Genomic DNA, 26927 nt, shown 5'->3' on the forward strand with positions numbered 1-26927 from the left:
ACAAACACGACTGATGAATTTCGATCCTTGCTAAACGCCACCGCGTCGGCAGGGGATGTTTTGATTTCATTCAGGAGTGCTTATGGCTCATTTTGCGCAGTCCCCTTCTTTTATTTTGCATCAGGTCACCTGTCAGTTTCCGACGGGCGATATCCTTTTTGGTCCGCTGAATCTTACGCTGGAACCCTCCCTGTGCGCGCTGGTTGGCCGCAACGGCAGCGGGAAAACGCGTCTGCTGCGCTTGCTGGCGGGGCTGGATCAACCGGCTGCTGGTCATATTGAGCGCTTTGGCTCACATTTCTATGTGGCGCAGCAGCACGCTATTTCTCCGCAGACGACGGTTGCGGAACTGCTCGGGTACGACGCGATATTTGCGGCGCGTAAGCGCATTGATAGCGGCGATTACCAGCCTGACGATCTGGACAAGCTCGACGGCCACTGGGATGTCGCCGAGCGTCTGAGCGAGGCGTTTATCAATGCCCAACTGCCACCGTTTGATCCGGATAAGCCTGCCGCTGAGCTCAGCGGCGGCGAGCGCATTCGCGCCCTGCTGTGCGGTGCGTTTACGGCGGATGCAGATTTCCTGCTGCTGGACGAACCCACTAACCATCTGGACCGACAGGGCCGGGCGTGGTTCTACGACCAGCTTAGACGGTATCAGGGCGGCGTGCTGGTGGCCTCCCATGACCGCGAACTTCTGGAGCAGGTGCCGCGCATTCTTGAACTAAGCTCCTCGGGCCTGCGCAGCTACGGCGGGAATTATGCGGATTATCAAACCCAGCGCGATGCTGAGCAGCAGGCTGCCCGTGCGGCGCTGGAGCATGCAGCAACCGAGCGCAGACGAACTCGGGCACGGATGCAAAAAGAGCATGACGACAGCCTGCGGCGGTCGGCAAAGACATTACGCACCGTCGATACCCTGAACATCGCCTCGTTTGAGCGGGTCAAATACAAAGGCGCGGCAAAGGAACGGATCGGCGCATGGAAAAAACAGCACAGCGAGCAAAATGAAGCCCTGAACGCCGCGGTCAACAAGGCTCGTGAACGGGTTGAAGACGATAATCCGGTGATGTTTACCCTACCGGGAAGTCAGATCCCGGAAGGCAAACAGGTGCTGGTACTGGAGGATCTGGTATTGCCGCATGTGCCCGTTCCACCCATCACCTTTCGGATGGACGGACCGATGCGCATAGCGTTAAAGGGGCCAAACGGCTGCGGGAAATCGACGCTGTTAAAAACCATACTCGGTAAGATCGCCCCACGTTCAGGTACCTGTAAGGTTTCCGTCAGTTGCGCCTATCTCGACCAGCATTTGTCACAGCTCGATCTTTCACAATCGGTCATGACGCACCTCAATTTGAGCCATACGCCTCTGGAAGAGGGGGTATTGCGAACCCGTTTAGCGCAGCTGCAGCTGGATGCCGACAAAGTCACGCTCCCGCTGGCGGAACTCAGCGGCGGCGAGCGCCTTAAGGCTGCGCTGGCCTGCGTGTTATGGCGCGCCGAAGCTACGCAGCTTCTGCTGCTGGATGAACCGACCAACCATCTTGATCTGGCTTCGGTACAGGCGATTGAAGCGGCGCTGGCCGGTTTTCCCGGAGCGCTGCTGGTGGTATCACACGATGAGGCTTTTTTAAGAGGCTTAACGTTAACGCATGAATGGGTGTGGGAAGAGGCGGGCTGGCGTTGTGATAGCCTTTAAAACACAAGCCCCCGCAAAGGCGGGGGCATTCAAACTTCACTACGCTATCTGTTTGCTGAGTGCAGGGTTGGCCTGAATCAGGCGCATCAGCCTTAACTCGGTTGGGGTGGGTTTTTCACGTTTTGACTCCCACTCCTGCACCATAGCCACGCTGACACCCATCGCTCTGGCGAATTCTTCGGTTTTCAGTCCTGTCCCTTTGCGCAATTGCTCATATTCTGTAAAGGGATTGGATTTTTGTTGCAGGGTAATCGTCTGCGGTACATCTTTAAAAATGATCTGTTCCAGGCTGCTCAGCAGCTCAAACTCAGGATCTTTATATTCCATTGAGGACTCCTCTTAAATCTCACATCGTGATCAAGAACATCAGAGAGCCAGTTAAGAATAGTCCCTAATACCAACCCAGGATCGTCACGGTTGTGATTAATCGTGCGGTAACGATCGCTTTACGCGATTCAGCGATATGGATAGTTATGCTAATTACCTGATTAGTCATATGTCGGCTTCGCCAGGTATTTTTTTGTAAATGGTAAGAAATAAATCGGCAATAGCCGTTTTGCATGAAAAGAGTATCTTGCAAGGCTGACCTGGACTATCCTTGTCAGCGTCGGGCACGCGTGTGCCGGTGTGCGCTTTTTTGGGTGAAAGGAGTAATAAAATGGCGACAGGAAAGTCCTGCTCTCGCTGGTTTGCGCCTATTGCGGCGTTGTTGATGGTTGTTAGCCTGAGTGGGTGTTTTGATAAAGAAGGCGATCAGCGCAAAGCGTTTATCGATTTTCTGCAGAATACAGTGATGCGCAGCGGCGAGCGGTTGCCGACGCTGACTGCGGATCAGAAAAAACAGTTTGGCCCCTTCGTGTCCGATTACGCCATTCTTTATGGTTATTCACAGCAGGTGAGCCAGGCGATGGATTCCGGTATCCGTCCCGTGGTGGATAGCGTGAACGCCATCCGCGTTCCACAGGATTATGTGACGCAGCGTGAACCGCTACGCCAGTCTAACGGTGCGCTTGGCGTGCTGAGCCAGCAGCTGCAAAATGCGAAAATGCAGGCTGATGCGTCACGTTCTGCACTGAAGCAGGGCGACGATCTCAAACCGGTCTTCGACAAAGTGTATGAGAAAGTGGTGACCAAACCTTCTGAAGCACTGCAACCGTTGATTCCAGCCGCGCAAATCTTCACGCAGCAACTGGTTCAGGTGGGGGACTTTATCGCCCAGCAGGAGACTCAGGTGAGCTTTGTTGCCAATGGCATTCAGTTCCCGACCTCGCAGCAGGCAAGCCAGTACAATACGCTGATTGGGCCGCTGGCCTCCCAGCATCAGGCCTTTAGCCAGGCCTGGAGTGCCGCAGTCACGGCCACAGAATAAACCGAAAAAACCCCGCTCCTGGCGGGGTTTTTTTATGCATATCGAAAATAACGCTTGTCATTCTTCTACCACATCGGTATAACTATCCCCGTCGGTTTGTTACACAGACCTAAAGCAGTTTAGTAAAGCAGTCCAGATTGTTATCCATAGATACCCTTCGTTGTGACCCTTCCTTCATCGCTTAGAAATCTGTAACGCAATCCATCAAGCCGGAAGGCTCAATATATTTTTAATAAGGTAATTTCTATGTCTGGTAAAATGACTGGTCTGGTAAAATGGTTCAACGCTGATAAAGGTTTCGGCTTCATCACTCCTGACGATGGCTCTAAAGACGTGTTCGTACACTTCTCTGCTATCCAGAACGATGGCTACAAATCTCTGGACGAAGGTCAGAAAGTGTCCTTCACCATCGAAAGCGGCGCTAAAGGCCCAGCAGCTGGTAACGTTGTAAGCCTGTAAGCTTCCAACCCAGTAGCACAAAATTCAAAAACCCGCCTTCTGGCGGGTTTTTTCGTTTCTATCGTTGCACTTGCGGGTTCACGCAATTTATCTCTACCTTGCCGCTGAGGGCAGAGATGAGGTTATCTACCGCCGTGGCCGCCATGTTGTAGCGCGTCTCATGGGTGGCTGAGCCGATGTGGGGCAGGGCGACCACGTTGGGTAGCGTTAGCAGCGGAGAATCTACCGGCAGCGGCTCCTGCTCGAATACGTCCAGACCTGTGGCGTGGATCTCACCGTTTTGCAGGGCTTCAATCAGCGCCTTCTCATCCACTACCGGGCCACGACCCGCGTTGATGAAAATGGCTGACTTCTTCATTTTCTCAAACGCCTCTTTACCAATCATATGACGCGTTTCGTCCGTCAGCGGCAGGACCAGGCAGACAAAATCGGCTTCCTGCAGCAGGGTATCCAGCTCGCAGTAACGGGCGTTGAAACGTTCTTCGGCTTCACTGTGATGACGACGCGCGTTATACAGAACTGGCATGTTAAAACCAAAATGCGCGCGCTGCGCCAGCGCCAGCCCGATACGCCCCATGCCCACAATGCCCAGCGTTTTACCGTGAACGTCCACGCCGAACCAGTCCGGACCAATGCTTTTTGTCCATTCGCCCGCTTTCACGCGCTCAGCCACTTCCACCACGCGACGGGCCGTTGTAAGCATCAGCGCCATCAGCGTGTCGGCCACGGTTTCCGTCAGGGCATGTGGCGTGTGCATCAGCAGGATCTTGCGGGCGTTCAGGGCATCTACATCGAAGTTGTCATAACCTACGGAAACGGTAGAGGTAGCACGAAGCTTCGGCATTTTCTCCAGCAGGGCGACATCCACTTTTTCGCTTGAACCCAGCAGGCCTTCGGCGCTGGCGAACGCCTCGGCGTGCTGTGCCACGGTCTCCGGGCTCAGATTTTTCACCTGCGTGACGGTGAAGTGTTCTTCCAGGCGTTTCTGCAGATCTTCCGGCAGGGCTTTATACAAAATGACGGACGGCTTCATGCTAATCTCCGTTGATTTTTAAGGATTCAGGCGTGGCGAGCGCCGACAGGGTGTTGTTGATTATTAGCAGGCTTAACAATCAGAGTAAGCCACACGGAAGCGAAAAGCGCCACCCCCATAAAGATGTACGAGGCTGACGGACTGCCGGTAGCACCGTTCAGGTAACCGACGAACCAGGAGCCGCAGAACGAACCCAGCGCGCCCATACTGTTAATCAGCGCCATCGCGCCACCTGCCACGTTACGCGGCAGCATTTCAGGGATGATGGCAAAGAACGGACCATATGGAGCGTACATAGCGGCACCGGCAATGACCAGCAGGGCGTAAGAGGCCCAGAAGTGATTCGCACCCACGGCCCAGGAGCCAATGAACGCAAAGGCAGCGATCAGCAGCAGCGGCCAGACAAACAGCTTACGGTTCTGCAGCTTGTCCGATGCCCACGATGCGACGATCATAGCGATGGTTGCCGCCAGATACGGTACGGAAGAGAGCCAGCCTACCTGTACCATACCGAGGTTTTCGCCGCCGCTGCGGATAATCGACGGCAGCCACAGCACAAAGCCGTACACGCCAATGCTCCAGGTAAAGTACTGCGCGCAGAGCAGAATAACGTTGCGGGAGCGGAAGGCTTCGCCGTAGTTGCGTACCGCCTTCAGGCCTTGCTGTTCTTTATCCAGCTGCGCCTGCAGCGCCGCTTTTTCATCTTCGGAAAGCCATTTGGCCTGTGCCGGTTTATCTTTCACCAGCACCCACCAGCAGAATGCCCAGATCACTGCCGGCACCCCTTCGATGATAAACATTTCGCGCCAGCCGAAGGACTGGATCAGGTAGCCAGACACCACCGACATCCACAGTACCGTGACCGGGTTACCGAGGATCAGGAAGGTATTCGCGCGCGAGCGTTCAGATTTAGTAAACCAGTTGCTGATGTAGATCAGCATCGCGGGCATGACCGCCGCCTCAACCACGCCAAGGATAAAGCGAATGGCGGCCAGGGCAGGAATATTGTTCACCACGCCGGTCAGTGACGCGCAGGCGCCCCACAGGATCAGGCAGATGAAGATCAGCTTACGCACGCTGCGGCGTTCCGCATAGATAGCGCCGGGGATCTGGAAGAAGAAGTAGCCCAGGAAGAAAAGGGCACCCAGCAGGGAGGAGATACCTTTGGTGATCCCAAGGTCTTCGGTGATCCCTGCCGCGGACGCGAAGCTGAAGTTGGCACGATCGAGGTACGCCAGGCTATACGTGATAAACACGATTGGCATGATGTACCACCAGCGTTTTACTGCATTGGTCGAACTGTTCATAGGCTTGCCTCTGTTGTTGAGGTTGTTACCGCCGTTGTTTGTAGGGTACACGGTGGCTTAATTATGTGGTGCGGCTTGCTGTCCTCACCCTGGCCCTCTCCCACAGGGAGAGGGAATTTAAACGCCGAGCTCTGCTCGCGTTGGTAATCCTTCGCTATCGCCCTGCACCTGAATGGCCAGCGAGCCAATCTTGTTGCCTCGCGCTACGGCCTGCTGCAGCGTTTTGCCTTCCAGCAGAGCGCTAATGACGCCCACGGCAAAACCATCGCCCGCGCCGACGGTGTCGACAACGTTTTCAACCTTCACCGCAGCGACCGCGCCCTGTTCGCCGTCTGCCGTTTTAAACCATGCGCCATCGGCACCGGTTTTCAGCACCACGGCTTTTACTCCTTTGTTCAGGTAAAAGTCGGCAATGCCCTCCGGCGTGCTTTCGCCGGTCAGGATCATTCCTTCTTTCAGGCCCGGCAGAACCCAGTCCGCCCTGAATGCCAGACGGTTGAGCTTCTCGACCATTTCCGCTTCGCTTTTCCACAGCACCGGGCGCAGGTTAGGATCGAAAGAGATCGTTTTGCCCTGGGCCTTCATTGTCGTTGCGGCATGATCCAGCAGTTCATACGAGCTGGCAGAGAGCGCTGCCGCCACGCCGCTCAGGTGCAGATGGCGCGCGGAGGCGAAATAGTCGGCGTGGTAATCCGCCACGGAGAGATGGCTCGCTGCCGATCCTTTACGGAAATACTCCACGATGGGATCGGTTCCATTTTCGACTTTCGATTTAAGCTGAAAGCCTGTGGCGAAGCGCCCGTCGAGGGTAACGCCTGCAGCATCAATGCCCTCTTTTTTCAGCGAATCGAGAACGAAGTGGCCAAAGCTGTCGTCCCCCACGCGGCTGACCCAGCCGACGTTCAGACCAAGGCGCGCAAGTCCCGTCGCGACGTTCAGCTCTGCGCCTGCCACGCGTTTGATAAAGTGCTCCACCGCGCTCAGCTCGCCCGTTTCGGTGGCGACGAACATCGCCATGGCCTCGCCGATTGTGATGACATCCAGCGTCTTGTGCATGGTTTACTCCTCGCGCAGCAGGTTGACGTAATGGCGGGTAACGGCGGTTAAATCCGCCCCTTCCAGCGGGAACTCGATACCGCGCGGGGCATCGGCTGGCAGCTGGCTAAGCAGATCCAGCCAGCGCGCATCGGCGTGGTCCGGTGCGACGGCGCGGAAGTTATCTTTATGCGGCACTGCGGCTTTCACGTGGATATAGCTCACGGCAGGGGCCAGATGGCGTGCGGCCTCTTCAGGCGAATCGCCAACCCACAGCCAGTTACCCATGTCGAAGGTCAGCGTGACGGGGAGCGCCATTTCCCGGCAGGCGGTCTGGAAGCGCTGCATAGGCGCGAGCTGGCCGCAGTCGGTCTGATCGTTCTCCACGACCAGCGCCATGCCGCTTGCGTTCAGTAGCGTACGCAGAGCTTCGAGAGGCTGCGCATCGCTAAAATGGCCCAGGGAAACCTTGAGCCACAGCGCGTTCAGGGTGTTGGCCTCAGAGAGGTAGCGGGGCAGGTCCGGGTTGAGGGTGCCGTCCGGCATAAACAGGGCCGCAGGGGCGGAGTAGCACGCCAGCAGGCCCAGCAGCTCAATGGATTCCCCCAGCGCAGGCAGTGCCAGCAGCTCTTCGCTGTTAAACAGTTCGCGGCGGATCTCCACGCCGTCTGCCCCGGCGCCGGCAATGACGGGAAGCATCGCCCGCTGACCGCCTGCCTGTCGCACCTGTTCCGCCCCATACGCGGCGGTGACCACCATAATTTTCCTGTCCATCGTTGGACTCCATCGCAACCTATCAATACTATTACGCTAGATGGAACCGGTTCCAAAGAAAAGGTCAGGATGCTGAATTTATGATCGGTATCACAAGGGAAAATTAACGCGCGGTGGAGCCGCGAACGATCAGCTCGCCGGAGAAGACCTGCTCGCGAACGGCATCGCTGGTGCCTTCAATACGACGAACCACTTGTTCTACAGCAGCATAGCCAATTTGCCAGGTGGGTTGTTTAAGGGTGGTAATGCCGACGCCGGCCAGTTCCGCCCACTCCAGTTCATCAAACCCCAGCAGACCGATGTCGCTGCCCCAGTGCAGGCCAATGCGCTTGAGCGAGCGGGCGACCTGAAGGGTTAGCGCCCCGTTGGCGGAGATAACGGCTTTGCGCATCCCGCGATGGCGAGTGTGGAACTGACGCAGAGTGTTGTCGAGCTGGTCGGCTTCGTGAAGCGGGGTTTCGGCATTTTCGGCGATCACGCCGGGATAACGCTCCAGCGTGGCGCGAAACGCGCCCAGACGTTCGCGACGGGTGTTAACCATCCCCAGCGGCTCGCTCAGAAAGAGAATCGCTTCGAAGCCTTGTTCAATCAGATGTTCGGTGGCGGTTGTGGCGGCCTGAACGTTATCCAGCCCGACCACATCGCAGGCAAATTCCGGAATTTTACGGTCGATGAGGACCATAGGCAGGGAGGACTGCTGCAGGCGGTTTAAACCCTCTTCACGCATGCCCACTGCGTTAACCACAATTCCTTCCACCTGGTAGCTGCGCAGCAGATCGAGGTAATGCAGCTCCTGGTCGACTTCGTTATTGGTGTTACAGACCAGCGGCGTGAAGCCCTTCTCGCGACAGGCCGCTTCGATACCACTGAGCACGTTAACGGAATAGGGGTTGGTGATATCGGCGATGATAAGGCCAATAAGGCGGGTGCGGCCGCGTTTGAGCCCGCGCGCCATGAGGCTGGGACGATAGTCGAGGTCGGCAATCGCCTGTTCAATACGCGCCAGCAATGCATCGGACAGCAGGTGTTTCTCGCCGTTAAGGTAGCGCGAAATACTGGTTTTACCGGTTTTGGCGGCTTTCGCCACGTCGCTGATGGTGGCCCGGGCTGGTTTGCTCATCGCTGATTTCCCTGAATTTAGTGAGAATACCTTAGCGGGAAAATCTGGCGAATCAAGTAATTTGCCCGGTGGCGCTGCGCTTACCTGGGGTGCGGTCTGGTGCCCTCACCCCAACCCTCTCCCACGGGAGAGGGTGCAACCACTAAAAACGGCAACGAGCGTTGCCGTTTTGCTTTTACCTACTGAATTGGACTTAACGTAATTTCAACGCGACGGTTCTGCGCTTTGCCTTCCGCCGTACTGTTGCTGGCGATAGGGTTAGCTGGGCCCATTCCGCTGGTGCGGATGCGGTTCGCTTCAACGCCCTGGGTAATCAGCGAGCTGGCCACGGAATCGGCGCGCTGCTGGGACAGACGCATGTTCAGATCCTGGCTGCCGGTGCTGTCGGTATAGCCCGTCACGTTCACGGCGGTCTTGTTGTACTCTTTGAGCACCATCGCCACGCCGGTCAGGGTGTTCGCGCCGGCCGGTTTCAGCGTCGCGCTGCTGCTGTCAAAGGTCACGTTGTTTGGCATGTTCAGGATGATGTTATCGCCGCTGCGCGTTACGCTCACGCCGGTGCCCTTCATTTTGTCGCGCAGCTTCGCTTCCTGCACGTCCATGTAATAACCCACGCCGCCGCCCAGCGCTGCGCCTGCCGCTGCGCCAATCAGCGCGCCTTTGCCGCGGTCTTTCTTGGAGGAGGAGAGCGCCCCAACGCCTGCGCCTACCAGCGAGCCGATACCTGCGCCGATACCGGATTTACCCGCTTCGCGTTCGCCGGTGTAAGGGTTGGTTGTGCAGCCAGAAACAGCCAGTGCGCCGCTCACCAGAGCGGCAATAACGAGTACGCGTTTTTTCATCTTCTTTCCTTAATCCTTTTTATTCTTTGCCACGGCGAGCGTGGCAGTTGATTATGACGTCCAGATACGGAGAAAATTCCGGGTATAACTCTGAAATTTGTGACAAACCATAAACTGCCTCAATAAGAAGGCCGTAAAACCTGCACGCAACCAGGAGCGCACGCTTGAGCACCTCAACGAAAACCATTCTGACCGCCGCCCACTGGGGGCCGATGCTGGTCGAAACCGACGGCGAAAATGTCCTGTCGTCTCGCGGGGCATTGCCAACCCAACATCCCAACTCTTTACAGACCGTCGTTCGCGATCAGGTGCACAGCAAAACGCGCGTGCGCTGGCCGATGGTGCGTAAAGGTTTTCTGGCCTCGCCGGACAACCCGCAGGGTATTCGTGGTCAGGATGAGTTTATTCGCGTGAGCTGGGATGACGCGCTGGCGCTGATCCACAGCCAGCACAGGCGTATTCGCGACAGTTACGGTCCGTCCTCCATTTTCGCCGGGTCCTACGGCTGGCGTTCTAACGGCGTGCTGCACAAGGCCTCGACGCTGCTACAGCGCTATATGAGCCTGGCGGGAGGCTATACCGGTCATCTGGGGGATTACTCCACGGGGGCGGCGCAGGCGATCATGCCGTACGTGGTGGGGGGGAACGAAGTGTACCAGCAGCAGACTAGCTGGCTGCTGGTGCTGGAGCATACAGACGTGGTGGTGCTGTGGAGTGCCAACCCGCTGAATACGCTGAAAATTGCCTGGAATGCCAGCGACGAACAGGGCATTCCCTATTTCGACGCGCTGCGCAAAAGCGGCAAGCGCATCATCTGCATTGACCCGATGCGTTCTGAAACCATGGAGTTCTTCGGCGACAGCGCCGAGTGGATTGCCCCGCATATGGGCACCGACGTGGCGATGATGCTGGGTATCGCCCATACGCTGGTCGAAAACGGCTGGCATGATGTCGAATTTCTTACGCGCTGTACCACCGGCTTCGATAAATTCGCTGAATATCTGACGGGGCAATCCGATGGGGTGGCGAAAACAGCAGAGTGGGCGGCCGGGATTTGCGGCGTTCCTGCGTACAAACTCCGCGAACTGGCGGCGTTGTTCCATAAAAATACCACGATGTTAATGTCCGGTTGGGGGATGCAGCGCCAGCAGTTTGGCGAGCAAAAACACTGGATGCTGGTGACGCTTGCCGCGATGCTTGGGCAGATCGGTACGCCGGGCGGGGGTTTTGGGCTTTCCTATCACTTCGCGAACGGCGGTAACCCCACTCGTAAAGCCGCCGTGTTGGCTTCTCTGCAAGGTTCGGTGCAGGGCGGCGTGGATGCCGTGGATAAAATCCCGGTGGCGCGTATTGTTGAAGCTCTGGAAAATCCGGGTGGTTTTTATCAGCACAATGGTCTGGACCGCCACTTTCCGGATATTAAGTTTGTCTGGTGGGCGGGCGGGTCGAACTTCACTCACCATCAGGATACCAATCGCCTGATCCGTGCCTGGCAAAAGCCGGAGCTGGTGGTGATCTCAGAGTGCTTCTGGACCGGCTCGGCTAAGCATGCAGATATTGTGCTGCCGGCGACCACCTCGTTTGAGCGTAACGATCTCACCATGACCGGCGACTACAGCAACCAGCACATGGTCCCGATGAAGCGCGTCGTGGCGCCGCGTGATGAAGCGCGAGATGATTTCGACGTGTTTGCTGAGCTGAGCGAGCTGTGGGAAGCGGGCGGGCGCGAGCGTTTCACCGAGGGGAAAACTGATCTCGAATGGCTGGAAACCTTCTATCAGATTGCCGGGCAGCGCGGCGCGGCGCAGGGCGTAACGCTTCCGCCATTCGCTGAGTTTTGGGAGGCGAACCAGATCGTCGAGATGCCGGAGAGCGAACAGAACGCGCAGTTTGTCCGTTTTGCCGATTTCCGCCGCGACCCGGAAAATCACCCGCTGAAAACCGAGAGCGGAAAGATGGTGATCTACAGTGAGCGCATTGCCAGCTTTGGCTATGCCGACTGCCCGCCGCATCCTATGTGGCTCGAGCCGGACGAGTGGCACGGTAACGCCCAGCCGGAGCAGCTGCAGGTGTTGTCAGCCCATCCCGCGCATCGTCTGCACAGCCAGCTTAACTACACGTCACTGCGTGAGCAGTATGCGGTTGCAGGGCGAGAGCCGATTACGCTAAATACCCTCGATGCAAAAGCCCGCGGGATTGTCGACGGTGACGTGGTGCGCGTCTGGAACCATCGCGGACAGGTGCTGGCAGGGGCGGTGGTCAGCGACGGGATTAAACCGGGTGTTGTCTGTATTCACCAGGGCGCGTGGCCTGACCTGGAGCCAACCGAAGGCGGGATCTGTAAAAACGGGGCGGTTAACGTGCTGACCAAAGATCTCCCCAGCTCGAAGCTGGGGAATGGTTGCGCAGGGAATACGGCGCTGGCCTGGGTCGAGAAATATGAGGGTCCCGAGCTTACCTTAACGGCGTTTGATCCGCCTGCCAGCTCATGATCCAGGTCGGGTGCTGGGTATCATCCTGCCAGGCGCTGTCTTCAATACGAAAGCCCTGAGCGTGGTAGAAATTCACCGCCCGGATATTTTTCTGATACACCTCCAGGCTTAAGTGCGGGAAGCGCTGTTGAACGTGGTTCAGCAGCGCGCGCCCGATTCCTTTGCCGATATACGCCGGTGCGACAAACAGTGCGCCGACAAACTGAGACTGCATCACGCTGATAAACCCGTAAGGTTCGCCATCCTGTTCCCAGACCCAGGTTTCAGCCGAAGGCAGGTAAACGTCCCGCACCATCGCTTCATTCTCTTTCCAGTAGCTCGCCTCAATAAACGGATGCGCTTCTGTAGTGCTTTCAAGCCATAGGCGCAGAAGCGGCGCGGTATTCTCACTTTGCCATTTGCGGATCATGGTGGTCTCCCGGATGACAGAAGCAGCCGGTAACATGGTCGTTGACCAGGCCACAGGCCTGCATAAAGGCGTAGCAGATGGTGGAGCCGACAAACTTAAAGCCGCGTTTTTTGAGCGCTTTCGAGAGCGCATCCGAGGCCGGTGTGGAGGCGGGAATTTCCGCGAGCGTGGCGGCCTGCGTGATTTGCGGATCGTTATTCACAAACGTCCAGACAAAGTCTGAGAACGGTTCGCCGTTTTGTTCCATTGCCAGGTAAGCGCGTGCGTTACCGATGATGGCCTGGATCTTACCGCGATGGCGGATGATGCCGGCATCCTGCACCAGCCGTTCCACGTCCTCATCGGTCATGGCGGCGACAGCGACAGGATCGAACTGGTGAAAGGCGTTGCGATAGTTTTCGCGTTTCTTCAGTACCGTAATCCATGACAGGCCCGCCTGCTGACCCTCCAGGCAGATCATCTCAAAGAGTTTTTTGCCATCGGTTTCCGGCACGCCCCATTCCCGATCGTGATAGTCGATATAAAGCTGATCCTGGCTTACCCAACCGCAACGTTCCATCCGTAATCTCCCTTATTGATACTGATTTCGCAAAATTTTCATCCTGACTGGCTTGACGTGTTTACTATAAAGACAATAGTTAATACAGGGCTATAAGCTCTTCCTGAATAACGACAAATATCGCCGAATTCGGCTCTCTCTGGGGTCGCGTTGATGATGATAAAAAAAATCAGTGGTCGCCATGCTATTTCTGGCCTGGTGGGGATTTCAGCCTGCCTGTTTATGTGTAATCCCGCGTCTGCCTGGCAACAGGAATATATCGTTTCAGACGCCCAAAATAATACGGCGGAACGCTATACATGGGACGCGGATCACCAACCGCGTTATGAGGATATTCTTGCGGAGCGTATCCAGTCTTCACAAAATGCGCCAGGCCTTGCCCTGAATGTACCGTCTGGCACGACGATGGACGGTGCGATGAGCGTGGGCTGGAATTTTCCGGTTTCAGCGCGTATCACCACCGGCCCGGTGGTGGCGTGGCGTTATGACGGTACGGCTCCCATGATGATCAACGAGTTTGGTGATAGCGTGACGACGCAAGCGCTCGCTGACCCGCTCTGGCATGCCAGCGTCAGCACGCTGGGATGGCGAATGAATACCCAGTACGGCGATCTTCGTCCCTGGGCGCAGATTAGCTACAACCAGCAGTTTGGTGAAAACCAGTGGAAATCGCAGTTTGGCATGCCGCAAACGCCAGCCCCTGCGCAAAACGGTAGCTGGATGGATGTGACCGTTGGAACGGATATGCCGTTTACCACCCATGTTGCCGCTTATGCGTCGCTCTCTCAGGGGGAACATGCCGCCACCGGTGAGGAGTTTTTGTACACCCTGGGCGTCAGTGCAAATTTTTAGAGTTGTTACTTTTTTAAACGTTACGATAACATCCTGAATACAACAACCGCAGGGGTTACAGCGATAGCGGGCACTAACACACTGTCGCTTTATTCCCGCGCCAGGTCATTCATTCCCGATTCCAGGCATTTCATTCCGTTCCGCCTGCATTTCATGCCGTTTTACCCCAGGCGTATTAAGGTTTTGTTTATCGTTGTCCTCAGCGAACTTTCTTAATTTCTCTGCAGGACAACTGCCATGAACACATCAACTTATAACCGCACGCGCTGGCTTACGCTCTTTGGCACCATCGTCACCCAGTTTGCGCTGGGTTCGGTCTATACCTGGAGCCTGTTTAACAGCGCGCTTTCCGACAAACTCGGCGCACCGGTCAGCCAGGTCGCGTTCTCCTTTGGTCTGCTGAGCCTGGGCCTGGCGATTTCGTCTTCCGTTGCGGGCAAGCTGCAGGAGCGTTTTGGCGTGAAGCGGGTGACCATGGCGTCCGGCATTCTGCTGGGTATAGGCTTTTTCCTGACGGCGCACTCCAGCAACCTGATGATGCTGTGGCTAAGCGCCGGTGTGCTGGTGGGGCTGGCCGATGGTGCAGGTTACCTGCTGACCCTGTCGAACTGCGTGAAGTGGTTCCCGGAGCGTAAAGGCCTGATCTCTGCGTTTGCGATTGGTTCTTATGGTCTGGGCAGCCTCGGTTTCAAATTTATCGACTCCCACCTGCTGGCGTCCGTAGGCCTCGAAAAAACCTTTATGATCTGGGGCGCAATCGTTCTGGTGATGATTCTCTTCGGTGCCACGCTGATGAAAGATGCGCCGCAGCAGGAGGTCAAGTCCGTGAACGGTGTGGTGGAGAACGACTTCACCCTCGCGCAGTCCATGCGTAAACCGCAGTACTGGATGCTGGCGGTGATGTTCCTGACGGCCTGCATGAGCGGTCTGTATGTTATCGGCGTGGCGAAAGATATCGCCCAGGGGATGGTGAAACTGGATGCGGCCACGGCGGCCAATGCGGTGACCGTGATTTCCATTGCCAACCTCTCCGGTCGTCTGGTACTTGGTATTCTCTCTGACAAAATCGCCCGTATCCGTGTGATTACGATTGGGCAGGTGGTGTCTCTGGTCGGTATGGCGGCCCTGCTGTTTGCCCCGCTGAACGAAGCGACCTTCTTTGCGGCGATTGCCTGCGTAGCCTTTAACTTCGGCGGCACCATTACCGTCTTCCCGTCACTGGTGAGCGAGTTCTTTGGCCTGAATAATCTGGCGAAAAACTACGGCGTTATCTATCTGGGCTTCGGGATTGGCAGTATCTGCGGTTCGCTGATAGCTTCCCTGTTCGGTGGGTTCTATGTCACTTTCTGCGTGATATTTGCCTTGCTGATTATCTCTCTGGCGCTCTCTACCACGATTCGCCAGCCGCAACGCGAAGTTTTCAAAGAAGTTCATGCATAATGACGACGAGAAAGGCCGGTAATCCGGCCTTTTCATTTTCTGAAGACTGGAAATAAAGCAATATTGTCTGTTTTAGGATTTGCTTTTTTGTAAATAACTGTACCGATCACATTCTCTTCTGCCACTTTTTCCCTTCCCTGTGGTCTACTTACCACGCCTGTAGACGTTTCATTGAACGATCCCCTGAGCGTATGTCTAATCTGCCCACTTTTTAATCGAGGTGGGTGGCGGTACTGTCCCTTTTTCCGGGTAGCTTGCATGAAATACATTAAATCGATGGCGCAACAAAAGCTCTGCTTTTTGCTGGCGTTGTACATCGGCCTGTTTATGAATGGCGCAGTTTTTTTCCGTCGGTTTGACGGTTATGCGCAAGATTTTACCGTCTGGAAAGGAATTGCAGCGGTTGTCGAATTGGTCGCCGCGGTACTGGTCACCTTCTTTTTATTCCGTATTCTTACTCTGTTTGGCCGTCGCGTGTGGCGAGTGCTGGCAACGTTTATCGTGCTGTGCTCGGCGGGGGCCAGCTATTACATGACCTTTATGAACGTTGTCATTGGCTACGGCATTATTGCCTCGGTGATGACCACGGATATCGATCTCTCTAAAGAGGTCGTGGGGTTGCACTTTATTCTCTGGGTGGTGGCGGTCAGCGCTTTACCGCTGCTGCTCATCTGGAGTAACCGCTGCCGGTACACGCTGGTTCACCAGATTCGCACGCCGGGAAAACGTTTCAGAAGCGTCGCGGTGGTGCTGCTGGCCGGTCTGATGGTCTGGGGGCCAATTCGTCTGCTGGAGGTGAAGCAGAAGAATGATGAGCGCACCTCCGGCGTGGATATGCCAAGCTACGGCGGCGTGGTTGCCAACTCGTATTTACCGTCTAACTGGATCTCCGCGCTGGGGCTGTATGCTTGGGCGCAGGTGGATGAGTCTTCTGATAATAAATCGCTGATGAACCCGGCGAAGAAGTTTACCTATGTTCCGCCAAAAGATCTCGACGATACCTACATCGTCTTTATTATCGGGGAAACCACGCGCTGGGATCATATGGGTATTCTTGGCTATGACCGCGATACAACGCCAAAGCTGGCGCAAGAGAAAAACCTGATTGCCTATCGCGGCTACTCCTGTGATACCGCCACCAAGCTCTCCTTACGCTGCATGTTCGTACGTGAAGGGGGGGCGAGCGATAACCCACAGCGTACGCTGAAAGAGCAAAACGTCTTCTCAGTGCTTCATCAGCTTGGATTTACGTCTGACCTGTATGCGATGCAGAGCGAGATGTGGTTCTACAGCAACACCATGGCGCAGAACATCGCCTACCGCGAGCAGATTGGCGCGGAGGCGCGTAACCGCGGTAAGCCTGTCGATGACATGCTGCTGATTGATGAGATGAAATTGTCTCTCAACGGTAACCCGGATGGTAAGCACATGATCATCCTGCATACTAAAGGGTCGCACTTTAACTACACGCAACGCTACCCGCGTAGCTTTGCGAAATGGACGCCGGAATGTGTCGGAGTGGATAAAGATTGCACCAAAGAGCAGCTGATTAACTCCTACGATAACTCCGTGACGTATGTGGATCACTTTATTGATTCGGTGATTGATCAGGTTCGTGATAAGAAAGCGATTGTGTTCTATGCGGCAGACCACGGGGAATCCATCAATGAATTCGAGCATCTGCACGGTACCCCACGTAAGATGGCGCCACCGGAGCAGTTCCGTGTCCCTATGATGGTGTGGATGTCTGACAAGTATCTGGAAGACCCTGAGAAAGCGAAGATGTTTGCTCACCTGAAGAAAGAGGCGGATATGAAGGTGCCGCGTCGTCACGTTGAGCTGTACGACACCATTTTAGGCTGCTTGGGCTTTACCTCTCCGGACGGGGGTCTTAACGAAAATAACAACTGGTGCAAACTGCCTGAAAGCAGCCAGAAAGCCGCGCAATAGCTCGCCTGGCGAGAATATCGCCAGTTGAATGGCTTTTTGAAAATAAGGGATTGACGGGGGCGCACCCCAGCAGTAAGATGCGCTCCGCATTCGGCGAGTAGCGCAGCTTGGTAGCGCAACTGGTTTGGGACCAGTGGGTCGGAGGTTCGAATCCTCTCTCGCCGACCACATTCTGAAAAGGGCTAACCGCAAGGTTAGCCCTTTTTGCATTATGACCTTAGCCCGCCAGAGTCATCAAAATACCCCTTAGACCTGCTTCACCCTGCCTGTTAACGATTTTGTGACATAATCCATTGTATTTTTTTATATATAGATTGATCTTTTTTCGCGTTGCTTATGGATAACCTCAGCATTTTTCGCTGTGCGCTTTAACGTTCGCGGTATTTAGTGCTCAGATAATCACCATTCTGCAAGAAAATTTACCCATTCTGAATAAAAGTTAATCACTGATTGTTGCGAAATATGAAGGGGTTTGTGCTGCAAGATGGCGAGTAGCATAAATTTCCCTGCTGAAAACTGGCGTACATAGTTTTTTTAATCTTTGTTTGCGGTTTCTCACACTCAGCGTAAATCCCCGTCACCTGTATTGACGTTTTCACATTCTGTTGACAGATTGTAGGGCATGAGGGGCATTTCAGGGACGATCTGCGCTGCAACTCAAACGCTCTTCTGAAAGGATTCTCCATCCCTTTAAAGCCTTCGGGCATCACCGACCGGACCGGGTAAAAAATAAATAAAGGTCTGGCGGCGTAACACAACAAAGCAAAACATCACATTGGAGCAGAATAATGAGTATTTCCTTGAAGAAGTCAGGGATGCTGAAGCTTGGTCTGAGCCTGGTGGCTATGACCGTGGCAGCAAGCGTACAGGCAAAAACCCTGGTTTACTGTTCTGAAGGCTCGCCGGAAGGCTTTAACCCACAGCTCTTTACCTCTGGTACGACTTACGACGCAAGCTCTGTACCGATCTATAACCGTCTGGTTGAATTCAAAACCGGTACCACGGAAGTGATTCCGGGTCTGGCCGAGAAGTGGGAAGTCAGCGAAGACGGTAAAACCTATACCTTCCACCTGCGCCAGGGCGTGAAGTGGCAGGACAACAAAGATTTCAAACCAACGCGCGACCTTAACGCCGACGACGTTGTGTTCTCCTTCGATCGTCAGAAAAACGCCCAGAACCCGTACCACAAAGTGTCTGGCGGCAGCTATGAATACTTCGAAGGGATGGGTCTTCCCGACCTGATCTCTGAAGTGAAAAAAGTTGACGATAAAACCGTTCAGTTCGTACTGACTCGCCCGGAAGCGCCATTCCTGGCTGACCTGGCCATGGACTTCGCCTCTATTCTGTCCAAAGAGTACGCGGACAACATGCTGAAAGCCGGTACGCCGGAGAAAGTCGACCTGAACCCAATCGGTACCGGTCCATTCCAGCTGCTGCAGTACCAGAAAGACTCCCGTATTCTTTACAAAGCGTTCGAAGGCTTCTGGGGCACCAAGCCGAAGATCGACCGTCTGGTCTTCTCCATCACGCCTGATGCGTCAGTGCGTTATGCAAAACTGCAGAAAAACGAATGCCAGGTTATGCCATACCCGAACCCGGCTGACATCGCTCGCATGAAGCAGGATAAGAATATCAACCTGCTGGAGCAGGCGGGCCTGAACGTGGGCTACCTCTCCTTCAACACCGAGAAGAAACCGTTTGATGACGTGAAAGTGCGTCAGGCGCTGACCTACGCGGTGAACAAAGAAGCGATCATCAAGGCGGTTTACCAGGGCGCTGGCGTTGCAGCTAAAAACCTGATCCCACCAACCATGTGGGGCTATAACGACGACGTTAAAGACTACAGCTACGATCCTGAGAAAGCGAAAGCGCTGCTGAAAGAAGCGGGCCAGGATAAAGGCTTTACCGTTGAGCTGTGGGCGATGCCTGTTCAGCGTCCATACAACCCGAACGCACGCCGTATGGCAGAAATGGTTCAGGCCGACTGGGCGAAGATCGGCGTTCAGGCCAAGATTGTGACCTACGAGTGGGGCGAGTATCTGAAGCGTGCCAAAGCGGGTGAACACCAGGCGGTAATGATGGGCTGGACCGGTGATAACGGGGATCCGGACAACTTCTTCGCCACCCTGTTCAGCTGTGCTGCTGCGAAAGACGGTTCTAACTACTCTCGCTGGTGCTACAAGCCGTTTGAAGACCTGATCCAGCCGGCGCGTGCAACCGACGATCACAACAAACGTATTGAACTGTACAAGCAGGCTCAGGTTGTTATGCACGATCAGGCTCCGGCGCTGATTGTTGCTCACTCCACCGTGTACGAGCCAGTGCGTAAAGAAGTGAAGGGCTACGTGGTTGATCCACTGGGCAAACACCACTTCGAAAACGTATCTGTTGAATAATCAGTAGGGTGTTCTCCCTCTCCCTGTGGGAGAGGGCAGGGGTGAGGGGCGTGCATGCATCTCCTCACCCTAACCCTCTCCCACAGGGAGAGGGAATTTACATTTGTGAGCAATACAGACGCCACGCCATTGGTTGTGCGTCATCAGAGAGAATCCGGGTTATGTTGCAGTTCATCCTCCGACGTCTGGGACTTGTTATCCCCACGTTTATCGGTATCACCCTTCTCACTTTTGCCTTCGTCCATATGATCCCCGGCGACCCGGTAATGATTATGGCGGGTGAGCGTGGTATTTCCCCTGAGCGCCATGCACAGCTGCTGGCCGAACTCGGCCTCGATAAGCCGATGTGGCAGCAGTACCTCCATTATATTTGGGGCGTCATGCACGGCGACTTAGGCATTTCGTTGAAAAGCCGTCTTCCGGTGTGGGACGAGTTCGTGCCGCGTTTTAAAGCGACACTGGAGCTTGGCGTCTGCGCCATGATTTTCGCCACTGCGGTGGGCATTCCTGTTGGGGTGCTGGCTGCCGTTAAGCGTGGCTCTATTTTTGACCATACTGCGGTGGGCCTGGCGCTGACCGGCTACTCCATGCCTATCTTCTGGTGGGGCATGATGCTGATCATGCTGGTCTCGGTGCAGCTTAACCTGACACCGGTCTCCGGGCGCGTCAGCGATATGGTCTTCCTGGATGACTCCAACCCGCTCACCGGATTTATGTTGATTGATACGGCTATCTGGGGTGAAGAGGGCAACTTCATTGATGCCGTCGCGCATATGATCCTGCCTGCCATGGTGCTGGGTACCATTCCTCTGGCGGTGATCGTGCGTATGACCCGTTCTTCCATGCTGGAAGTGCTGGGCGAGGATTATATCCGTACCGCGCGCGCCAAGGGCCTGACCCGTATGCGCGTCATCATCGTTCATGCGCTGCGTAACGCCATGCTGCCGGTGGTGACCGTTATTGGTCTGCAGGTGGGCACGCTTCTGGCGGGGGCGATCCTGACCGAAACCATCTTCTCCTGGCCGGGCCTGGGTCGCTGGCTGATTGACGCGCTGCAACGCCGTGATTATCCGGTTGTGCAGGGCGGTGTACTGCTGGTCGCGACGATGATTATCCTCGTCAACCTGCTGGTCGATTTGCTTTACGGCGTGGTGAACCCGCGTATTCGTCATAAGAAGTAAGGGGCCATCATGTCACAAGTAACTCAAAATAAAGTGGTCGCAGCGCCGGTGCCAATGACGCCGCTGCAGGAATTCTGGCACTACTTCAAACGCAATAAAGGTGCGGTAGTCGGGCTGGTATATGTCGTCATCATGATTCTGATCGCGGTGTTTGCGAACGTCCTGGCACCGTATAACCCGGCGGACCAGTTCCGCGATGCGCTGCTGGCCCCTCCTGCGTGGCAGGACGGCGGTAGCCTGACGCACCTGTTAGGTACCGATGACGTAGGCCGCGATGTGCTGTCGCGTCTGATGTACGGCGCGCGTCTGTCGCTGCTGGTCGGCTGCCTGGTGGTGGTGTTGTCCCTGATTATGGGGATCGTGCTCGGTCTGGTTGCCGGTTATTTTGGCGGTATCGTTGATAACATCATCATGCGTATCGTCGATATCATGCTGGCGCTGCCAAGCCTGCTGCTGGCGCTGGTGCTGGTGGCAATCTTCGGCCCGTCAATTGGTAACGCCGCGCTGGCGTTGACCTTCGTGGCGCTCCCTCACTACGTACGCTTAACACGTGCGGCGGTGCTGGTAGAAGTAAACCGCGATTACGTCACGGCATCTCGCGTGGCGGGTGCGGGCGCGATGCGCCAGATGTTTGTCAATATCTTCCCTAACTGCCTTGCGCCGCTGATTGTTCAGGCGTCGCTCGGTTTCTCTAACGCCATTCTTGATATGGCCGCTCTTGGCTTCCTGGGCATGGGTGCGCAGCCGCCAACACCGGAGTGGGGCACCATGCTCTCCGACGTGTTGCAGTTCGCACAAAGCGCCTGGTGGGTTGTCACCTTCCCGGGTCTGGCAATCCTGCTGACGGTGCTGGCATTTAACCTGATGGGTGATGGTCTGCGTGATGCACTTGATCCCAAACTGAAGCAGTAAGAGGCACGAGATGGCGTTATTAAATGTAGATAAATTATCGGTGCACTTCGGGGATGAAGGCACTCCGTTTCGCGCCGTGGACCGCATCAGCTACAGCGTCAATCAGGGCGAAGTGGTTGGCATTGTCGGGGAGTCCGGTTCCGGTAAATCGGTCAGTTCACTGGCGATCATGGGGCTGATTGATTACCCGGGCCGCGTGATGGCGGAAAACCTGCAGTTCAACGGTCAGGACCTGAAGCGCATTTCTGAAAAACAGCGCCGCCAGCTGGTGGGTGCGGAAGTGGCGATGATTTTCCAGGACCCGATGACCAGCCTGAACCCGTGCTACACCGTTGGTTTCCAGATTATGGAAGCGATTAAGGTGCATCAGGGCGGGAATAAGAAAACCCGTCGCCAGCGCGCGATCGATCTGCTGAACCAGGTGGGGATCCCTGACCCGGCATCGCGTCTGGACGTGTACCCGCACCAGCTTTCCGGTGGGATGAGCCAGCGCGTGATGATCGCGATGGCGATTGCCTGTCGACCAAAACTGCTGATTGCCGATGAGCCGACGACGGCGCTGGATGTAACCATTCAGGCGCAAATCATCGAACTGCTGCTGGAGCTGCAGCAGAAAGAGAATATGGCGCTGGTGCTGATTACGCACGACCTGGCGCTGGTGGCCGAAGCGGCGCACAAAATCATCGTGATGTACGCCGGCCAGGTGGTCGAGACCGGGAGTTCGCACGATATCTTCCGCGCGCCGCGCCATCCGTATACCCAGGCGCTTTTACGTGCGCTGCCGGAGTTTGCCCAGGACAAAGCGCGTCTGGCGTCGCTGCCGGGCGTGGTTCCGGGTAAGTATGACCGTCCGCAAGGTTGTCTGCTTAATCCGCGCTGTCCGTATGCGACAGATAAATGCCGGGCAGAAGAGCCAGAGCTGAATCAGCTTGCTGACGGCCGTCAGTCGAAATGCCACTACCCACTCGATGATGCCGGGAGGCCAACACTATGAGTACGCAACAGGCCACCACGCAACAGCCGCTGCTGCAGGCCATCGACCTGAAAAAATACTACCCGGTGAAGAAGGGGCTGTTTGCCCCTGAGCGCCTGGTGAAAGCGCTGGACGGCGTCTCCTTTAATCTCGAACGCGGTAAAACGCTGGCGGTGGTGGGGGAGTCAGGCTGCGGTAAATCCACGCTGGGCCGTCTGCTGACGATGATTGAAGTGCCGACCGGCGGTGAGCTTTATTACCAGGGGCAGGATCTGCTCAAGCACGATCCGCAGGCGCAGAAACTGCGTCGCCAGAAAATCCAGATTGTGTTTCAGAACCCGTATGGTTCTTTGAACCCGCGTAAAAAAGTGGGGCAGATTCTGGAAGAGCCGCTGCTGATTAACAGCAATCTGAGCAAAGAGCAGCGCCGTGAAAAAGCCCTGGCGATGATGGCGAAGGTCGGCCTTAAAACCGAGCATTATGACCGTTATCCGCATATGTTCTCAGGCGGGCAGCGTCAGCGTATTGCTATCGCGCGGGGGCTGATGCTCGATCCGGACGTGGTGATTGCCGATGAGCCGGTTTCGGCGCTCGACGTTTCCGTCCGTGCGCAGGTGCTGAACCTGATGATGGATCTGCAGCAGGAGCTGGGGCTGTCTTATGTGTTCATTTCCCACGACCTGTCGGTGGTGGAGCATATTGCCGATGAGGTGATGGTGATGTATCTGGGGCGCTGCGTGGAGAAGGGGAGCAAAGATCAGATCTTTAATAATCCTCGTCACCCGTATACCCAGGCGCTGCTGTCTGCGACGCCGCGACTGAACCCTGACGATCGTCGTGAGCGCATTAAGCTGACGGGTGAGCTGCCAAGCCCGCTGAATCCACCTCCGGGGTGTGCATTCAACGCCCGCTGCAGTCGCCGCTTTGGTCCTTGCACCCAGCTACAGCCTCAGTTGAAGGATTATGGTGGTCAACTGGTCGCCTGCTTCGCGGTCGATCAGGATGAAAATGGCGAGAAGCCACAGGCATAAAGTAAAAAACCGGCGCTAAGCCGGTTTTTTTATGTCTGCGTTGTTATTTCCGCAAGCGAATCTGGTCCACGGCGTGCTTCTCGCTCTTGGTGAGGATCAGGCTCGCGCGCTCGCGCGTCGGCAGGATGTTCTCTTTGAGGTTCACGTAGTTGATCTCATTCCAGAGTCCCGTCGCCACGTTAATCGCCTCTTCTTCAGAAAGCTGAGCATAGTGATGGAAATAGGAATCCGGGTCAGTGAACGCCCCTTCGCGGAACTTCAGGAAGCGGTTGATGTACCAGTTCTGCAGCAGGTCTTCCGGCGCATCGACATAAATAGAGAAATCGACGAAATCCGAGACAAATACGTGATGCGGGTCGTGAGGATAGTCCATCCCGCTTTGCAGGACGTTCAGGCCTTCCAGAATCAGGATATCCGGCTGGACTACCGTTTTATCCCCGTCCGGGATGCGATCGTAGATCAGGTGCGAATAGACCGGCGCAGTCACGTGAGGCACGCCAGATTTCAGGTCGGAGACAAATTTCACCAGACGGTGCATATCATAAGAAAGCGGGAAGCCCTTCTTCTTCATCAGCCCGCGTTCTTTTAACACCTCGTTCGGGTGCAGGAAGCCGTCAGTCGTAATCAGTTCCACGCTGCGATGTTCCGGCCAGCGGCTCAACAGCGCCTGCAGGACACGCGCGGTGGTGCTTTTACCCACGGCCACGCTGCCGGCAATACTAATGATATAAGGAATGCGTTGACCGTTCGTCCCGAGGAACTGCTCCAGCACAGCCTGGCGGCGCAGGTTGGAGCTGATATAGAAGTTAAGCAAGCGAGAGAGGGGAAGATAAATCTCTGCCACCTCTTCCAGGGACAGATCTTCGTTTATCCCTTTTAACCGTGCGATTTCACCTTCCGTCAGCGTCATAGGGACGGAATCACGCAGGGCAGCCCACTGGCTGCGGTTAAAGTGAAGATAAGGCGTCATTAACGTTTGCTCTTTTTTGCTCATAAGCATGCTTCAGTGAGCCAGCATCACACTGCCGGATCATGGCTCATCACACAGTTAATTTTGGACAATGGGCAGGAGGTTAACACCAGATGACAGGAATAATAAGAAAAAAGATGGATAGCGCTGCGTTACGCGGAAGCCGTCACGCTACGGTGTATACGGTGCAAATCACGCTAATATGTTGAATATTTGACCGTGAATGACTACTTTTACAGCGTTCGGCACGTTGTTCGCATAAAATGTGAGCGAAAGAACGTTTTATGCAATTTTTTAGTTGCATGACCGCGCAGGTATCCATAGAATGCGCGCTACTTGATGCCGACTTAGCTCAGTAGGTAGAGCAACTGACTTGTAATCAGTAGGTCACCAGTTCGATTCCGGTAGTCGGCACCATCAAGTCCGGTGGGGTTCCCGAGCGGCCAAAGGGAGCAGACTGTAAATCTGCCGTCACAGACTTCGAAGGTTCGAATCCTTCCCCCACCACCACTTTCTGGCAGCGTAAATGCCGCCGGAGCTGGTTGGAAAAATTAGCCAGCTCAAACTGAAAAAGAGAGAAATCTCTTTTTTTGTTACAGAAAGAACTGGGTAGCCGAGTTTCAGGATGCGGGCATCGTATAATGGCTATTACCTCAGCCTTCCAAGCTGATGATGCGGGTTCGATTCCCGCTGCCCGCTCCAATACGTGCTGATATGGCTCAGTTGGTAGAGCGCACCCTTGGTAAGGGTGAGGTCCCCAGTTCGACTCTGGGTATCAGCACCACTTCACTTCTCCTTCCCGTTTCTCTCTGTTTCAATTTTACTGTATTCAACAATTCAGGCATTTCGCCTGGTTGATGTGGTGATATCACCGATTTATCCGTGTCTTAGAGGGACAATCGATGTCTAAAGAAAAGTTTGAACGTACAAAACCGCACGTTAACGTCGGTACTATCGGCCACGTTGACCATGGTAAAACAACGCTGACCGCTGCAATCACTACCGTTCTGGCAAAAACCTACGGTGGTTCTGCTCGTGCATTCGACCAGATCGATAACGCACCAGAAGAAAAAGCTCGTGGTATCACCATCAACACTTCCCACGTTGAATACGACACCCCGACTCGCCACTACGCACACGTAGACTGCCCAGGCCACGCCGACTATGTTAAAAACATGATCACCGGTGCTGCGCAGATGGACGGCGCGATCCTGGTTGTTGCTGCGACTGACGGCCCTATGCCTCAGACTCGTGAGCACATCCTGCTGGGTCGTCAGGTAGGCGTTCCTTTCATCATCGTGTTCCTGAACAAATGCGACATGGTTGATGACGAAGAGCTGCTGGAACTGGTAGAGATGGAAGTTCGTGAACTGCTGTCTCAGTACGATTTCCCAGGCGACGATACCCCAATCGTTCGTGGTTCTGCTCTGAAAGCGCTGGAAGGCGACGCAGAGTGGGAAGCGAAAATCATCGAACTGGCTGGCTTCCTGGATTCTTACATCCCAGAACCAGAGCGTGCGATTGACAAGCCATTCCTGCTGCCAATCGAAGACGTATTCTCCATCTCCGGTCGTGGTACCGTCGTTACCGGTCGTGTAGAGCGCGGTATCATCAAAGTTGGCGAAGAAGTTGAAATCGTTGGTATCAAAGAGACTGCGAAGTCTACCTGTACTGGCGTTGAAATGTTCCGCAAACTGCTGGACGAAGGCCGTGCTGGTGAGAACGTTGGTGTTCTGCTGCGTGGTATCAAACGTGAAGAAATCGAACGTGGTCAGGTACTGGCGAAGCCAGGCTCAATCAAGCCACACACCAAGTTCGAATCTGAAGTGTACATCCTGTCCAAAGACGAAGGCGGCCGTCATACTCCGTTCTTCAAAGGCTACCGTCCACAGTTCTACTTCCGTACAACTGACGTGACCGGTACCATCGAACTGCCAGAAGGCGTTGAGATGGTAATGCCAGGCGACAACATCAAGATGGTTGTGACTCTGATCCACCCAATCGCGATGGACGACGGTCTGCGTTTCGCAATCCGTGAAGGTGGTCGTACCGTTGGTGCTGGCGTGGTTGCTAAAGTTCTCGGCTAATTGCTGATAACATTTGACGCAATGCGCATGAAAA

Annotated in this window: 23 protein-coding genes and 5 tRNA genes; 18 read left to right on the forward strand and 10 right to left on the reverse strand. The window is 55.2% G+C overall.

Annotation, left to right across the window (positions count from 1 at the left end):
• Positions 1-82: 82 nt before the first annotated feature.
• The gene (locus ACWHWP_RS01210; protein WP_447854929.1) at positions 83-1702 is read left to right on the forward strand and encodes an ABC-F family ATP-binding cassette domain-containing protein; all 1620 of its coding nucleotides are present in this window, start codon (positions 83-85) and stop codon (positions 1700-1702) included.
• A 39-nt stretch (positions 1703-1741) separates the two neighbouring features.
• Here the strand turns inward: ACWHWP_RS01210 and ACWHWP_RS01215 are convergent, their stop codons facing one another.
• Positions 1742-2029 carry an HTH-type transcriptional regulator gene (locus tag ACWHWP_RS01215; RefSeq protein ID WP_008502755.1) on the reverse strand — a complete coding sequence of 96 codons (288 nt, stop codon included), beginning with the start codon at positions 2027-2029 and terminating at the stop codon, positions 1742-1744.
• A gap of 331 nt (positions 2030-2360) precedes the next feature.
• On the opposite strand from ACWHWP_RS01215, the gene ACWHWP_RS01220 reads away from it, so the two are divergent.
• Both ACWHWP_RS01220 and cspE read left to right on the forward strand, forming a co-directional pair.
• On the forward strand, positions 2361-3071 hold the full coding sequence (locus tag ACWHWP_RS01220; RefSeq protein WP_047347632.1) for a DUF3053 domain-containing protein: 711 nt from the start codon (positions 2361-2363) through the stop codon (positions 3069-3071).
• Between the two features lie 246 nt (positions 3072-3317).
• Positions 3318-3530 (forward strand): transcription antiterminator/RNA stability regulator CspE, encoded by a 213-nt coding sequence (cspE, locus tag ACWHWP_RS01225; RefSeq protein ID WP_032615822.1) that lies wholly within the window; start codon positions 3318-3320, stop codon positions 3528-3530.
• A gap of 58 nt (positions 3531-3588) precedes the next feature.
• Here cspE and ghrB read toward each other — a convergent pair whose 3' ends face one another.
• The 6 genes from ghrB to ACWHWP_RS01255 all read right to left on the reverse strand — a co-directional run bounded on the left by ghrB (position 3589) and on the right by ACWHWP_RS01255 (position 9641).
• Positions 3589-4563: a glyoxylate/hydroxypyruvate reductase GhrB gene (gene ghrB / locus ACWHWP_RS01230; RefSeq protein WP_447854931.1), complete on the reverse strand. Its 975-nt coding sequence runs from the start codon at positions 4561-4563 to the stop codon at positions 3589-3591.
• 26 nt (positions 4564-4589) lie between these two features.
• Positions 4590-5870 carry an MFS transporter gene (locus ACWHWP_RS01235; RefSeq protein ID WP_047347634.1) on the reverse strand — a complete coding sequence of 427 codons (1281 nt, stop codon included), beginning with the start codon at positions 5868-5870 and terminating at the stop codon, positions 4590-4592.
• A 117-nt stretch (positions 5871-5987) separates the two neighbouring features.
• Positions 5988-6926, reverse strand: coding sequence for a sugar kinase (locus ACWHWP_RS01240; protein WP_447854932.1), 939 nt, complete (start codon positions 6924-6926; stop codon positions 5988-5990).
• Positions 6927-6929: 3 nt separating this feature from the next.
• Entirely contained in the window at positions 6930-7679 is a 750-nt protein-coding gene (locus ACWHWP_RS01245; RefSeq protein WP_059311802.1) for a sugar phosphate isomerase/epimerase family protein, read from the reverse strand.
• 103 nt (positions 7680-7782) lie between these two features.
• Positions 7783-8799, reverse strand: a complete 1017-nt coding sequence (locus ACWHWP_RS01250) for a LacI family DNA-binding transcriptional regulator (protein ID WP_063429477.1) — start codon at positions 8797-8799, stop codon at positions 7783-7785.
• Positions 8800-8978: 179 nt separating this feature from the next.
• Positions 8979-9641: an OmpA family lipoprotein gene (locus ACWHWP_RS01255; RefSeq protein ID WP_059311801.1), complete on the reverse strand. Its 663-nt coding sequence runs from the start codon at positions 9639-9641 to the stop codon at positions 8979-8981.
• Positions 9642-9853: 212 nt separating this feature from the next.
• On the opposite strand from ACWHWP_RS01255, the gene ACWHWP_RS01260 reads away from it, so the two are divergent.
• A complete protein-coding gene (locus ACWHWP_RS01260) occupies positions 9854-12133 on the forward strand; it encodes a molybdopterin guanine dinucleotide-containing S/N-oxide reductase (RefSeq protein ID WP_063957997.1) in 2280 nt (759 codons plus the stop codon).
• On the opposite strand, the gene ACWHWP_RS01265 is transcribed toward ACWHWP_RS01260, so the two are convergent.
• Both ACWHWP_RS01265 and tag read right to left on the reverse strand, forming a co-directional pair.
• A complete protein-coding gene (locus tag ACWHWP_RS01265; RefSeq protein ID WP_059312272.1) occupies positions 12096-12542 on the reverse strand; it encodes an N-acetyltransferase in 447 nt (148 codons plus the stop codon). The two genes, ACWHWP_RS01260 and ACWHWP_RS01265, sit on opposite strands and share 38 nt — an antisense overlap.
• Entirely contained in the window at positions 12520-13101 is a 582-nt protein-coding gene (tag, locus tag ACWHWP_RS01270) for a DNA-3-methyladenine glycosylase I (protein ID WP_047347640.1), read from the reverse strand. Before tag ends, ACWHWP_RS01265 begins: the two co-directional genes overlap by 23 nt.
• Positions 13102-13254: 153 nt before the next feature.
• On the opposite strand from tag, the gene ACWHWP_RS01275 reads away from it, so the two are divergent.
• The 9 genes from ACWHWP_RS01275 to dppF all read left to right on the forward strand — a co-directional run bounded on the left by ACWHWP_RS01275 (position 13255) and on the right by dppF (position 23836).
• The gene (locus ACWHWP_RS01275; RefSeq protein WP_059312271.1) at positions 13255-13953 is read left to right on the forward strand and encodes an autotransporter domain-containing protein; all 699 of its coding nucleotides are present in this window, start codon (positions 13255-13257) and stop codon (positions 13951-13953) included.
• A gap of 237 nt (positions 13954-14190) precedes the next feature.
• Complete coding sequence (locus ACWHWP_RS01280) at positions 14191-15393, forward strand: L-lactate MFS transporter (protein ID WP_059312270.1); 1203 nt, start codon at positions 14191-14193, stop codon at positions 15391-15393.
• A gap of 258 nt (positions 15394-15651) precedes the next feature.
• Positions 15652-17343 (forward strand): kdo(2)-lipid A phosphoethanolamine 7''-transferase, encoded by a 1692-nt coding sequence (eptB, locus tag ACWHWP_RS01285; RefSeq protein ID WP_063957893.1) that lies wholly within the window; start codon positions 15652-15654, stop codon positions 17341-17343.
• A gap of 91 nt (positions 17344-17434) precedes the next feature.
• Positions 17435-17511 (forward strand) — tRNA-Pro (locus tag ACWHWP_RS01290).
• Between the two features lie 620 nt (positions 17512-18131).
• The gene (dppA, locus tag ACWHWP_RS01295) at positions 18132-19739 is read left to right on the forward strand and encodes a dipeptide ABC transporter periplasmic-binding protein DppA (protein ID WP_059312269.1); all 1608 of its coding nucleotides are present in this window, start codon (positions 18132-18134) and stop codon (positions 19737-19739) included.
• A 161-nt stretch (positions 19740-19900) separates the two neighbouring features.
• A complete protein-coding gene (gene dppB / locus ACWHWP_RS01300) occupies positions 19901-20920 on the forward strand; it encodes a dipeptide ABC transporter permease DppB (protein WP_045285992.1) in 1020 nt (339 codons plus the stop codon).
• 9 nt (positions 20921-20929) lie between these two features.
• Positions 20930-21832 (forward strand): dipeptide ABC transporter permease DppC, encoded by a 903-nt coding sequence (gene dppC / locus ACWHWP_RS01305; RefSeq protein WP_047347645.1) that lies wholly within the window; start codon positions 20930-20932, stop codon positions 21830-21832.
• A gap of 10 nt (positions 21833-21842) precedes the next feature.
• A complete protein-coding gene (gene dppD / locus ACWHWP_RS01310; protein ID WP_013094994.1) occupies positions 21843-22826 on the forward strand; it encodes a dipeptide ABC transporter ATP-binding protein in 984 nt (327 codons plus the stop codon).
• A complete protein-coding gene (dppF, locus tag ACWHWP_RS01315; protein ID WP_047347647.1) occupies positions 22823-23836 on the forward strand; it encodes a dipeptide ABC transporter ATP-binding subunit DppF in 1014 nt (337 codons plus the stop codon). Before dppD ends, dppF begins: the two co-directional genes overlap by 4 nt.
• A 43-nt stretch (positions 23837-23879) precedes the next feature.
• Here dppF and coaA read toward each other — a convergent pair whose 3' ends face one another.
• Entirely contained in the window at positions 23880-24830 is a 951-nt protein-coding gene (gene coaA / locus ACWHWP_RS01320; RefSeq protein ID WP_032654569.1) for a type I pantothenate kinase, read from the reverse strand.
• Between the two features lie 317 nt (positions 24831-25147).
• Between coaA and ACWHWP_RS01325 the strand changes: the two genes are divergently transcribed.
• The 5 genes from ACWHWP_RS01325 (at position 25148) to tuf (ending at position 26893) form a co-directional block, all read left to right on the forward strand.
• Positions 25148-25223, forward strand: a tRNA-Thr gene (locus ACWHWP_RS01325).
• Positions 25224-25231: 8 nt separating this feature from the next.
• Positions 25232-25316, forward strand: a tRNA-Tyr gene (locus tag ACWHWP_RS01330).
• Positions 25317-25433: 117 nt separating this feature from the next.
• Positions 25434-25508: transfer RNA gene (locus ACWHWP_RS01335), tRNA-Gly, on the forward strand.
• A gap of 6 nt (positions 25509-25514) precedes the next feature.
• Positions 25515-25590 (forward strand) — tRNA-Thr (locus ACWHWP_RS01340).
• A 118-nt stretch (positions 25591-25708) separates the two neighbouring features.
• On the forward strand, positions 25709-26893 hold the full coding sequence (tuf, locus tag ACWHWP_RS01345) for an elongation factor Tu (protein WP_023309456.1): 1185 nt from the start codon (positions 25709-25711) through the stop codon (positions 26891-26893).
• The last annotated feature ends 34 nt before the right edge of the window (positions 26894-26927 follow it).

Source organism: Enterobacter sp. WI-ESBL-E8 (assembly GCF_053364895.1).

Bases quoted from the DNA above. Each gene is read 5' to 3' on its own strand.
- ACWHWP_RS01210 (WP_447854929.1), top strand. From the start codon at position 83: ATGGCTCATTTTGCGCAGTCCCCTTCTTTTATTTTGCATCAGGTCACC.
- ACWHWP_RS01215 (WP_008502755.1), bottom strand. From the start codon at position 2,029: ATGGAATATAAAGATCCTGAGTTTGAGCTGCTGAGCAGCCTGGAACAG.
- ACWHWP_RS01220 (WP_047347632.1), top strand. From the start codon at position 2,361: ATGGCGACAGGAAAGTCCTGCTCTCGCTGGTTTGCGCCTATTGCGGCG.
- cspE (WP_032615822.1), top strand. From the start codon at position 3,318: ATGTCTGGTAAAATGACTGGTCTGGTAAAATGGTTCAACGCTGATAAA.
- ghrB (WP_447854931.1), bottom strand. From the start codon at position 4,563: ATGAAGCCGTCCGTCATTTTGTATAAAGCCCTGCCGGAAGATCTGCAG.
- ACWHWP_RS01235 (WP_047347634.1), bottom strand. From the start codon at position 5,870: ATGAACAGTTCGACCAATGCAGTAAAACGCTGGTGGTACATCATGCCA.
- ACWHWP_RS01240 (WP_447854932.1), bottom strand. From the start codon at position 6,926: ATGCACAAGACGCTGGATGTCATCACAATCGGCGAGGCCATGGCGATG.
- ACWHWP_RS01245 (WP_059311802.1), bottom strand. From the start codon at position 7,679: ATGGACAGGAAAATTATGGTGGTCACCGCCGCGTATGGGGCGGAACAG.
- ACWHWP_RS01250 (WP_063429477.1), bottom strand. From the start codon at position 8,799: ATGAGCAAACCAGCCCGGGCCACCATCAGCGACGTGGCGAAAGCCGCC.
- ACWHWP_RS01255 (WP_059311801.1), bottom strand. From the start codon at position 9,641: ATGAAAAAACGCGTACTCGTTATTGCCGCTCTGGTGAGCGGCGCACTG.
- ACWHWP_RS01260 (WP_063957997.1), top strand. From the start codon at position 9,854: ATGCTGGTCGAAACCGACGGCGAAAATGTCCTGTCGTCTCGCGGGGCA.
- ACWHWP_RS01265 (WP_059312272.1), bottom strand. From the start codon at position 12,542: ATGATCCGCAAATGGCAAAGTGAGAATACCGCGCCGCTTCTGCGCCTA.
- tag (WP_047347640.1), bottom strand. From the start codon at position 13,101: ATGGAACGTTGCGGTTGGGTAAGCCAGGATCAGCTTTATATCGACTAT.
- ACWHWP_RS01275 (WP_059312271.1), top strand. From the start codon at position 13,255: ATGATGATAAAAAAAATCAGTGGTCGCCATGCTATTTCTGGCCTGGTG.
- ACWHWP_RS01280 (WP_059312270.1), top strand. From the start codon at position 14,191: ATGAACACATCAACTTATAACCGCACGCGCTGGCTTACGCTCTTTGGC.
- eptB (WP_063957893.1), top strand. From the start codon at position 15,652: ATGAAATACATTAAATCGATGGCGCAACAAAAGCTCTGCTTTTTGCTG.
- dppA (WP_059312269.1), top strand. From the start codon at position 18,132: ATGAGTATTTCCTTGAAGAAGTCAGGGATGCTGAAGCTTGGTCTGAGC.
- dppB (WP_045285992.1), top strand. From the start codon at position 19,901: ATGTTGCAGTTCATCCTCCGACGTCTGGGACTTGTTATCCCCACGTTT.
- dppC (WP_047347645.1), top strand. From the start codon at position 20,930: ATGTCACAAGTAACTCAAAATAAAGTGGTCGCAGCGCCGGTGCCAATG.
- dppD (WP_013094994.1), top strand. From the start codon at position 21,843: ATGGCGTTATTAAATGTAGATAAATTATCGGTGCACTTCGGGGATGAA.
- dppF (WP_047347647.1), top strand. From the start codon at position 22,823: ATGAGTACGCAACAGGCCACCACGCAACAGCCGCTGCTGCAGGCCATC.
- coaA (WP_032654569.1), bottom strand. From the start codon at position 24,830: ATGAGCAAAAAAGAGCAAACGTTAATGACGCCTTATCTTCACTTTAAC.
- tuf (WP_023309456.1), top strand. From the start codon at position 25,709: ATGTCTAAAGAAAAGTTTGAACGTACAAAACCGCACGTTAACGTCGGT.